This is a genomic window from Micromonospora phytophila (assembly GCF_023656545.1).
GTDB classification, from domain to species: domain Bacteria; phylum Actinomycetota; class Actinomycetes; order Mycobacteriales; family Micromonosporaceae; genus Micromonospora; species Micromonospora phytophila.
In genome coordinates this window covers 1-7,294 of sequence record NZ_JAMOKF010000280.1, presented here as the reverse complement: position 1 = coordinate 7,294, position 7,294 = coordinate 1, and the positions used below count along the sequence as shown (strand labels likewise).

General features: G+C 73.1%; 7 protein-coding genes. 3 read left to right on the top strand and 4 right to left on the bottom strand.

Features of this window, described 5'->3' with window-relative positions; genetic code table 11:
- The first annotated feature begins 786 nt into the window (after window positions 1-786).
- Both NCC78_RS24635 and NCC78_RS24630 read left to right on the top strand, forming a co-directional pair.
- On the top strand, window positions 787-1,122 hold the full coding sequence (locus tag NCC78_RS24635) for an STAS domain-containing protein (protein ID WP_250797353.1): 336 nt from the start codon (window positions 787-789) through the stop codon (window positions 1,120-1,122).
- The gene (locus NCC78_RS24630) at window positions 1,119-1,544 is read left to right on the top strand and encodes an ATP-binding protein (RefSeq protein ID WP_250797352.1); all 426 of its coding nucleotides are present in this window, start codon (window positions 1,119-1,121) and stop codon (window positions 1,542-1,544) included. Before NCC78_RS24635 ends, NCC78_RS24630 begins: the two co-directional genes overlap by 4 nt.
- A 28-nt stretch (window positions 1,545-1,572) precedes the next feature.
- Here the strand turns inward: NCC78_RS24630 and NCC78_RS24625 are convergent, their stop codons facing one another.
- Window positions 1,573-3,132, bottom strand: coding sequence for a PP2C family protein-serine/threonine phosphatase (locus NCC78_RS24625; protein WP_250797351.1), 1,560 nt, complete (start codon window positions 3,130-3,132; stop codon window positions 1,573-1,575).
- A 122-nt stretch (window positions 3,133-3,254) separates the two neighbouring features.
- Window positions 3,255-4,466 carry a PP2C family protein-serine/threonine phosphatase gene (locus tag NCC78_RS24620; RefSeq protein ID WP_250797350.1) on the bottom strand — a complete coding sequence of 404 codons (1,212 nt, stop codon included), beginning with the start codon at window positions 4,464-4,466 and terminating at the stop codon, window positions 3,255-3,257.
- Window positions 4,467-4,607: 141 nt separating this feature from the next.
- Here NCC78_RS24620 and NCC78_RS24615 point away from each other — a divergent pair, with 141 nt between their 5' ends.
- Entirely contained in the window at window positions 4,608-5,351 is a 744-nt protein-coding gene (locus tag NCC78_RS24615) for an N-acetyltransferase (RefSeq protein WP_250797348.1), read from the top strand.
- 173 nt (window positions 5,352-5,524) lie between these two features.
- On the opposite strand, the gene NCC78_RS24610 is transcribed toward NCC78_RS24615, so the two are convergent.
- Both NCC78_RS24610 and NCC78_RS24605 read right to left on the bottom strand, forming a co-directional pair.
- Window positions 5,525-5,902, bottom strand: a complete 378-nt coding sequence (locus NCC78_RS24610) for a nuclear transport factor 2 family protein (protein WP_250797347.1) — start codon at window positions 5,900-5,902, stop codon at window positions 5,525-5,527.
- A 292-nt stretch (window positions 5,903-6,194) separates the two neighbouring features.
- A partial coding sequence (locus NCC78_RS24605) for an FUSC family protein (protein WP_250797346.1) occupies window positions 6,195-7,294 on the bottom strand: 1,100 nt, incomplete at its 5' end.

Here is a 7,294-nt window from a genome sequence, read left to right as displayed (position 1 = left end):
ACCGCCGGAGCGGCGTGAGCGGTGGCCGGGCCGGCGAACACGCCACCGGCGAAGGCCAGACCAGCAATACCCAGAACGCTCTTACGCATGATCGTGTTCATCAGAAGTTGCTCCTTCGGGGGTTGGCGCCCAACCGATGGGGGTCAGCAGGGCGCAAGCACCGTCCGGCGCTCAAAAACAAGGGGAAAGTCAATCTCAGAACCGGCGCGCTCGCGGGGCGGGGGATGCCCTTCGCGGGGCCGGACCATGGGTAACGACCGGCAGGCCACCCACATTCCGGGGGCCCGGGATCGGCCACACCCTCTTACGCGGTGCGCCTTGCTCGATCGTCCGGGGGATGTAACGACCGGCCGGCCACCGTCATTCCGTGGATCCGGGGCCCGGCCACACCACCTGAAGGCGGCGCGCCCTGCTCGGCCGTACCCATGGTGTAACGACCCCCGGCCGGCCACGATTCCGCACCCACGATGCCCCCGGTCACACCCCACAACCGGACACCCGACCATCAACCACCCAACCCACCGATCGGCCCGACACGCCCCATGATCAGTTGATGGAAAACCGTCGCGAAGGCCCCTTCCTCGACGGTTTTCCATCAACTGATCATCAGGGCCCCGACTCGGACACCCGGCGCGCCATGCACCCAACCGCACCGAGGCTCGGCCAATCCCCCGCATCTTCGCCCGCCGGCCGCGCCGCGCGGAGATGACGTGGCGGCTCGTCGGGGAGGTGACATCATGTGGCCGACGCAGCCGTTGCTCCGCCCAGGGAAGGACGAGCCATCGGATGGCGAACTTCGAGACGAGGACGTCCAACGAAGACGGCCGGACGGTCGTGCGGCTGGCCGGTGAGTGTGACCTCGCCGCCCGGGACGAACTGACATCCGTGCTGATGGCCGCCGTGGCCGGCGCGAACATCGTCGTCGTCGACATGGGCGGGCTCACGTTCCTCGACTCCACCGGCATCCACGGCCTGGTCACCGCACACCACGCGGCCCGCCGGGCCGGTGGCCGGCTCTACCTGGTCAACGCCACGGGGATGGTGGCGAACGTCCTGGACATCACCGGTGTGGGTGAGCTGCTGCGTGCCCCCGCCGACGACGGCGCCCCGTCGCGCCAGTGACGGATCTTCGGCCGGCGACCGGCCCCACCATGACCGGCCGGTCCGCCACCGCGACCTCCGCGACGATGTCGTACACCGGGGCGCACGAGTTGACGGCGGTGCGCCTCTTCGTGGCTGCCCGCGCGCTGGCCGAGGGCCTGCCACCGCACCGGGTGGGCCTGCTGGCGCTGGCGGTCACCGAGCTGGCGACCAACACCTTGCAGCACACCACCACCGGTGGGCTCGTCCGGGTGTGGGCCGAGCCCGGCCGGCTCGTCTGCGACGTCGTCGACCAGGGAACGCTGCGGACGTTCGACCGTGACATGCCCACGGCCGACGCCGTACGGGGCCGGGGACTGGCGATCGTCGCCCGGGTCTGCGACGAGGTCGCGGTCTTCGCGAGCCCGGAGGGGACCGTGGTGCGGGTCCGGTTCCGGCTGTAACGGCAGCGGGTCAGGGCAGCACAGCGGGTCAGGGCAGCACGCGGACGGCCAACGTGCAGGTGTCGTCGTCCGGACTGGCCTGGTGCAGCAGACCCCGCAGCCGCGCCAGCGTCTGCTCCCCTGGCAGCACGGACAGGACCGACAGGGTCCGCGTCACCGCGCCCAGCAGGTCGGCGGTGCTGTCCGCCCGCCGTTCGACGAGCCCGTCGGTGTAGAAGAGCACTAGGTCGTCGCCGCGCAGCCGCGGGGTGACGACCGGGTAGGTGGCGCCGCCGTCGGCGCCCAGCAGCAACCCGGACGGCCGGTCGAGCGCCTCGGTGGCCCCCGCGCGGGACAGCAGGGGCGCCATGTGCCCGGCGCGCGCCCAGGACAGCGTCCTCGTCGCCGGGTCGTACACCGCGACCACCGCGGTCGCGGTGATCCGCAGCTGCCCGCAGAGCCGGTTCATGTGCCCGAGCAGCGCTCCCGGGTCGTGGATGCCGATCGACAGCCACGCGACCAGCGCGAATCGTAGGTGCGCCATGCCGCTCGCCGCCTCCAGGCCGTGACCGGCGACGTCGCCGACCGCGAGCACCACCGACCCGTCCGGCAGCGTCTGCGCGTGGTACCAGTCGCCCCCGACCTGCAGGGCGCTCTCCGCCGGCAGGTATCCGACCAGCACCTCGAGGCCCGCCAGGGAGAACGGTTCCCGGGGCACCGGCTGGATCAGGTTCTGCAGCTGCCCGGCGAGGCGGTGCTCGGCCAGCGCGGTCATCTCCCGGGTACGCAACTGGTCGCCGAGCCGCTCGATGGCGGTACGGGAGTCCACCCGCGCCGTCACGTCCTGCACCACGGCGTAGATCTTCACCGGCACACCGTCCGCGTCCCGGGCGATGTCCGACAGGATCCGCAGGTACTTCACCGACGCGCCGGTCCGGAACCGCACCGTGACGTCCGACGCCGCGCCGCTGTCCAGCGTCTGCCAGGCGGCCTCCCGCAACCCGTGGTCGTCGGCGACGACGGCCGCGGACTGCTCCGCCCGGGACATCGGGCCCAGCGCCGGATCGCGTTCAAAGATCCGATACATGCCCGGCGACCACTCGCTGCGGCCGGTGACCAGGTCGTACTCCGCCCAGCCGAGGCTGCCCAGCAGCTCCGTCCGCTCCAGGCGGCGCTGGTCCTCATCCAGCCGCTGCCACCAGACCAGCAGGCCGCCGAGCACCCGGTGCACGCTGACGTCGAAGAGCGAGTCCGCGACGACACCGGCGCGCTTGCCCTCGTACCGGAAATCGGGCACCCGCGCCGGCGCGCCGTCCGCCATCACCTGGTGGTACATCCGCCACAAGGGACCGCCGACCATGCTCGGATAGAGCTCGCTGAGCCGCCCGCCCACCCGGCCGGCGCCACGGCCGTAGACGTCGTCGCCCCGGTCGCTGGTCGCCGCGACCCGGAAGTCGACGACCTGCCCGTCCTCTTCGGTCACGGGCAGCAGCCACGAACACCCGGCCGGGAAGGCCGCCAGGATCTGACGCACCGCCGCCACGACCGGGCCACCCGACATCCGCGGCGCCGCGGCAGCGTGCTCACTCCGGACGCCCTCGTCTGCCATGCCAGCAGCCTAGCCACCTCGGTGGCCCGTCGACGCTGCCGGCGGACCGCCGCCGGCGTCATCCGCGGCCCGCCCGGCGGATGCGACGGGGACGCCGCAGCGCCACGGCGTCGACGTCCGGTTCAGGGGCCGGGCGCGGCGAGCTCGCGGAGGTGGGCGAGGGGGCTGCGCGGCGGGCGCCACTCCAGGAACATCGCCGTGGCGTCGTCGTCGAGCTGGTCATCCTGGTACTCGACGACGGCGCGCACCAGACGACGCATGGTCTCCGGGGTGGGCAACTGGTCGTTGAGCGCGCGGTGGACGAAGTCGACGAGCCGGTCCACCCCGAACCGTTCACCGCTTGCACCGCGCGCGTCGGTGATGCCGTCGGTGTAGGCGAGGATGCGGTCGCCCGGGTGTAGCTCCTCCTCGTACACCTGCGGGCGGCGTGCCGACAGGTGACCGAGGCCCAGGGGCAGCGCGGTCGGGCCCGGCAGTTCCCGGATCGCCTTGCCGTCGCGCAGCAGCAGCGCACCGGGATGGCCGGCGTTGATCATGCGCAACCGGCCGGTCACGCGGTCGAGTTCGGCGAGCAGCCCGGTCGCGAAGTAGTTCGGATGCTCCGACCGCACCCATTTGTCGATGCTGATCGCCGTGTCGACCAGGTCGAGCCCGCACCGGCGGGCGTTGCGGTAACTGCTGACCACGAGTGAGGCCAGCGTGCTCGCCTTGATGCCGTGCCCGCAGGTGTCGAAGAGCCCGACGCTGAGCACGTCGCCGTTGAGCGCGTAGTCGAAGATGTCCCCGCCGACGTCGTAACAGGGTTCGAGGATGGCGGTGATCATCGTGTCGTCCGTCGCGAAGGTCAGCGGCGGCAGCAGTCCCCACACGATCTCGGCGGCGACCTGCATCGGAAGGCGCCGCCGCAACCGCTCGACGACGTCACCGTAGGGCCGGCGGTTCACCAGCGCCTGGGCGACGCTGATTGCCAGCTCCCGCGCGGGCCCCTCCAGGGCCTGATCGCCCGCGGCCGGCGAGACGACTTCCAGCACACCGATCCGTTCGCAGCCGACCAGCAGGGGGAGCCAGATCCGATCCGGGTCGTCGGCCGCGCGTTGCACGTCGAGGTTGGTGAACGCCCGGCCGGCGAGGGTCGTCTCGATCCACAGCTCGTCCCGGACGATGCCGGGGCCGAGCAGCGGCACCAGACGGGACTGCGTGTAGTCGGCGAGATAGACCACGATCTCCGTCGCGCCGATCGTCGGGGCGGCCTGAGCCACCAGCAGCGGCAGCTCCTCCGGCCCGCCGCGGGGCGCGGCGAGCTGCAACCAGCGCACGGCAGGGCCCGCGTCCACCAGCCCCACCTCCCCCACGACTCTCTCACCGTAGGAGACCGCCGACCAAACTGCCACCAGGTGATCGGTTCGACACCACCGCCCGCTCTCGACGCCGCTAAATGGCGTGCGGCGGACGGCTCGACACCCTACCGTTCCGCCGTGACGATCGACATCGTGAGCCTGGCGGACCGTCCGGACCTCGCACCCCTGTTCGACGAGGACTTCGACGGGGCGTGGCCGCAGTTCATGCTCTGGGACCCGATGGGCGCCGTGTACTACAACGTCGCCCACGAGCTGTATCCCGAGTTCGTGTTCGCCGCCGTCGACTCCACCGATCCGGGCCGCGCCGTCGCCCGGGCGTACGCCGTGCCGCTGCGCTGGACGGAGCCGGAGCTTCCCGACGGTGGCTGGGACCGGGTGATCCAGCGGGCCGCCATCACCCGCCTCACCGGCGCCACCCCGAACCTCGTCTCGGCGATCGAGATCTGCGTCCGGCCCGACCGGCGCGGCGCAGGGCTGTCCGCCCTGATGCTCGGCGCCATGCGGCGGGCCGTGGCGCGGCTGGGGTACGACACGCTGGTCGCCCCGGTCCGCCCGAGCGGCAAGCACGCCCGCCCCGACCTGCCCATGACCGGGTACGCGGCACAACTGCGCGACGACGGTCTGCCGGTCGACCCGTGGCTGCGGGTGCACGTGCGTGCGGGCGGGCGCATCGAACGGGTCGCCACGCGGTCGATGATGATCAGCGGGACCCTCGCCGACTGGCGCCGCTGGACCGGCCTGCCGTTCGACACCAGCGGACCGGTGCACGTGCCGGGGGCGCTGGTGCCGGTGCATTGCGACGTGGCGCACGACCACGCCGTCTACGTCGAGCCGAACGTCTGGGTCCGGCACCGGCTGTAGCCACCGCGCCCCGGCGCGATGGTCACCGGCGCCGCGGCACGACCCGGCGCCGCGGACCGGTAGGCCGCTGGTCCTGAGGCCCGACGAGTCCGTGCCAAGCCGAGCCCGGACGACGCTCCCCTCCGTCCGACGCGGTCAGCTCACCGCGCAGGCGTTGCCGTCGACCACACCGCTCACACGGCGCTGATGTGCGCCGCGAGGATCCGCCAGCCCCGCTCGTCGTCGTGGACCCACGTCCGGGTGTACCGGAGCCTCGCCGCGAAGGGCGATCCGTCGAGCACCCCGGTCACCCGGCCGAGAAAAAACGTCACCCCGGTCGCCCCCGCGACGATCAGCTCCAACTCCTCCTCGACGAGGTTGTCGATGATCGAGGTCCGGCTCCGGTGGGCCGTCAGGTCGTCCTGCTTGGTGTGCCTGGCGCCGTCGGGACCGATGGCGACCAGGCGGTCGTCGAGCAACTGGTCGAGCGCGGCGACGTCCCCGGCCCGCTGGGCGGCCTGCAGGCGCCGCTCCGCGTCCAGCAGTGCGGCCGCACGTTCACTGTCGCGCATCCCTGGTCCTCCTGGTCACCCGCCGAGTCACCCGCCGACCGCCCCGCCGAGCATGCCGCGACGGCGGCTCGTCCTCATTGTCGCGACCGACGTGGATCCCGGCAGCCCCTTGAACGGGTCGGTCCACCTACTGCCCCACTCTCGATCCGGCATCCGCAGCGGTTCCGAGCCGTGGGGGGACACGAACGGGGCCTGCACGACAGCCGGGTCGTCGCCAACTCCTGACCGGTCGGCGCGCCCTCGGACCGGGCCGCCCGAGCGTCCAGGTGGCTCGTCCGCCGGGTCACCGTGCTCAGGTGGTGGGGGTCGAGCGGGCCCGCCGCCGGGCGGCGGAGGTCCTGGTACGCCGCGCCGGCCGTTGCAGGTGTCGTCGGACGGGCGGGCGCACCTCGGCGGTACCGGCCGTGAAGGCCTGCCGGACCATCCGGTTGGCGTCGTCCGGTTCGTACCCGGTTGCCCTGAGCAGGTCGCTGGCGGCGGTGCGCAGGTCGGTGACGAGCGCGTCACCGAAGGAGCGCACGCCCTCGCCCCAGGCCCGGCCGGTCAGGCGGGCGCTCTCCCGCACGAGCTGCCGGGTCCGCTCGGGCTCCCGGCCCGCCCGGCATTCGCGGCGCAGTTCGCCGACGGCGTCGCCGAGCCGCTGCACGGCGTCCGGCAGCCGCGTCGGGACCGGTTCGCCGTACTGGAGCGCGGTCGCGGTCCAGCGAGCCAGTGCGCGAGTGCCCAGGATCAGGCGCTCCAGGTGCTCCGTGCCGCGTGCGTACCGGTGAAAGTGCGCCCGGCGGTGCCAACGGGCCGGCGCGAGCGTGACCACCTCCTCGGCGCCGCTGAGCGACTCGTGCAGCCGCTGGACGTCCGCGTCGAGCCCCCGCAGCTGCTCCAGCGCCCCGACCGCCGCGTCGGCGTCCCGCGCGGACAGGGCCCGCGCCACCGCGGACAGCTGGTCGGTGAGAGCGGCGAAGATCGGGGCGGCCGCCCGGTCGAGCACCCGCATCGGGTTGATCGGCAGCAGCACCGCCACCACCAGCATGCCGACCACGGCGCCGACCAGCGCGTCGAAGATGCGGGGCAGCTCCAGGCCCCGCTCCATCGGCGCCAGCGTGGCGATCAGGACGGCGGTACCGCCGGCCTGCCCCACCAGGGCCCCGCCCCGGCCCGCGACCAGCAACGCGGTCACGACCGCCAGCGCGACCACCGCCCCGGTCTGCCACGGACCGGAGCCGAGCAGGAACCGCAGACCGTCGCCGATGACGATGCCGAGCCCCACCCCGGCGAGCAGCTCGAAGGTACGGCGGGTCCGCTGGCCGATGGCCGTGGCGATCGTCCCGACCGCGGCCGCCGGGGCGAACACGTGGGCCCCCGGGCCGAGCAGGCGCTGCGCGATCAGGGCCG

Bases quoted from the DNA above. Each gene is read 5' to 3' on its own strand.
- NCC78_RS24635 (WP_250797353.1), top strand. From the start codon at position 787: ATGGCGAACTTCGAGACGAGGACGTCCAACGAAGACGGCCGGACGGTC.
- NCC78_RS24625 (WP_250797351.1), bottom strand. From the start codon at position 3,132: ATGGCAGACGAGGGCGTCCGGAGTGAGCACGCTGCCGCGGCGCCGCGG.
- NCC78_RS24610 (WP_250797347.1), bottom strand. From the start codon at position 5,902: ATGCGCGACAGTGAACGTGCGGCCGCACTGCTGGACGCGGAGCGGCGC.